The following is a 579-nucleotide window of genomic DNA, read 5'->3' as shown; positions in this document are numbered from 1 at the left end:
CGCGCGGCACGCGCAGGGGGCGGCACGGCCCCGTTCCCCTTCCCGCGCGCGGCCTGCGTGTGCCCGTCATGCACGCTGCCCGGCCGCTGCGCGACGACATCGAACGCCGCCGCATCGCGCGCGTCGTTGTCGCGTTCCTTGATCAGCAGCCATTGCTCCTGGCGCCCCTGCTGCCGCCCGCTGCGCACCAGCGCCCAGCCGCCGTGCAGCTTCGCGCCGTCGAGCCGGAACGTCAGCTTGCCGGCACGGTAGCCCGCGCGTGCCTGCGCGACGCCGCCGTCGGGCGTCCACGTTCCTTCGTCCCACACGACGACCGAGCCCGCGCCGTAATGTCCGGCCGGAATCTCGCCTTCGAACGACGCGTATTCGAGCGGATGGTCCTCGACATGCACGGCCAGCCGTTTCACCGCCGGATCGACGCTCGGCCCTTTCGGCACGGCCCACGATTTCAGCGTGCCGTCGAGTTCGAGACGGAAGTCGTAGTGCAGCCGCCGCGCGTGGTGCTCCTGGATCACGAAGCGCAGCGGCCGGGCCGTGCGCGCGGACGTTCCCGCCTTCGGCGACTGCCGCGCGTCCGCG

The 579-nt window shown here is 72.9% G+C and carries 1 protein-coding gene; it reads right to left on the bottom strand.

What is annotated here, in order from left to right; translation table 11 throughout:
• Nucleotides 1–579: DNA polymerase ligase N-terminal domain-containing protein (locus tag DPV74_RS41785; RefSeq protein WP_276142246.1), on the bottom strand; the 579-nt coding region annotated here is incomplete at both ends.

Source organism: Burkholderia sp. HAN2018, from assembly GCF_024704855.1.
Lineage (GTDB): Bacteria > Pseudomonadota > Gammaproteobacteria > Burkholderiales > Burkholderiaceae > Burkholderia > Burkholderia cepacia.
This window is presented reverse-complemented; position numbering and strand designations above follow the sequence as displayed.